The following is a 1520-nucleotide window of genomic DNA, read 5'->3' as shown; positions in this document are numbered from 1 at the left end:
CTCCTATACAAAATTAAAAACCTACTTTAAGGATATCATTAATTTAGTAATAATTCCCTATTTTTTGATAAACTTCAAAAAATGTTTTGTATATGTGCAAAGATAAATTATTTGTGTACAGTATAAAGAAAAAGAGCACTCAACTCCTGAGTACTCTTTAAACTTTAATTTAATACATTCTTTTCAAAATATTTCCCCTTATTTTATAAAGTAAATATCTACTATATATATTAATATTAGGTTGTATTATAGAAAATGAAGGTAAACTGTTATTTAAAAGCTTACTCTGGGGTATTTTTTATTATATATCTTGGAGTTACTTTACGTTTACGAACCTAAAACAAGCATAACCCCGTTCTTTTTTTAAGAAAGGGGTAAAATAATATGAATTAAATTTGAGTAGCATTGCACCCTATGCCTCGTGGTGCAACAGCGAGGTTCACGCTTTTTTGTTCGAAATCAGCACATCTAAATAGTGCTGATTGTACATAATGCCTAATATGTTTCCGAAGGGATCACCTACAGAAGCGGTGGTGAATCCCACGCCGCGCTCTGTAGGTGCCTCATACTCTTTCGCTCCCATAGACATCAGCTTATTGTAAGTTGCTGTAACATCATCAACATGCCAATACACGATAGCACCAGCTGGACCGGTCACTGTACCAACTGGCGCATAACGACTATCGAACCTAGCTCATGTTGGTAGTCTCCAAGGCGAAATTCGGCATATCCTGGGCGTTCAAAGTATGGTACGCTTCCTAATAGCTCAGCGTACCACTTCTTCGCAGCTGGCTAGATCATTTGTCCAAAAACTAACTGTGGTTAGCCCTCGTAATGTCTGTGTATCGCTCATAATTAATCTCCTCCATGTTGAGTAATACTTCCTTATACTAAATGAAATAACACCCTCTGAATTACCTTAAATTCACATATACATAACCCGTTCTCTAATTCAAATTCAAGAAAACGACCTTTTAATGGTATATCATGAATGGAACGATTTTTTTGTAATTAAACATTATTATTGTGACTCAACCAGAGCAGTACATACAAACAATGCAATTATTTTCTTTTTCATATTACGCCTCTTAATAAACATTATTCTTTTTTAAACTGAAAATCTACACGGTTCATTCGTTTTATTTCCTCAATTACTTTCCCAATCCCTTCTTCAATCTTTTCTTCTTTTACATTAGATACATTTACCTTTAACAATCTCTCTTTATGAAAGTTACTTAAATAATTTTTATCAATAGAATCTATGCTTATTTGACTCTTGCTTAAATTTTTAATAAATGTGTCCGTGACTATATTTTTTTTCAACTGTAAACAAGTGTGTATTCCAATTGGATCTACTGTTCTAGAAGTAAACAAATGTGGATTTTCATTTTGAACACCTTCTACTACTGCCGCTAGTTTTTTTGACCTATTGTAGTAAGATGCTTTTATTTTATGTTTATGCCGATCAAACATTCCGCTCTTTATGTAAATTTCTAAAGCAGCTTGCGAAATCATAGGAC

2 pseudogenes are annotated in these 1520 nt (G+C 33.2%); both read right to left on the bottom strand.

Going from position 1 to position 1520, the window contains the following annotated elements:
* Positions 1-439 precede the first annotated feature (439 nt).
* A pseudogene (locus AC1DJR_RS29445) lies at positions 440-853 on the bottom strand (VOC family protein).
* A gap of 245 nt (positions 854-1098) precedes the next feature.
* A pseudogene (locus AC1DJR_RS29440) lies at positions 1099-1520 on the bottom strand (aminotransferase-like domain-containing protein); the annotation flags it as partial.

The organism is Bacillus sp. 05T31, from assembly GCF_056396725.1.
The sequence above is the reverse complement of the archived record's forward strand: the minus strand, read 5'-3'. Positions and strand labels throughout refer to the sequence as shown.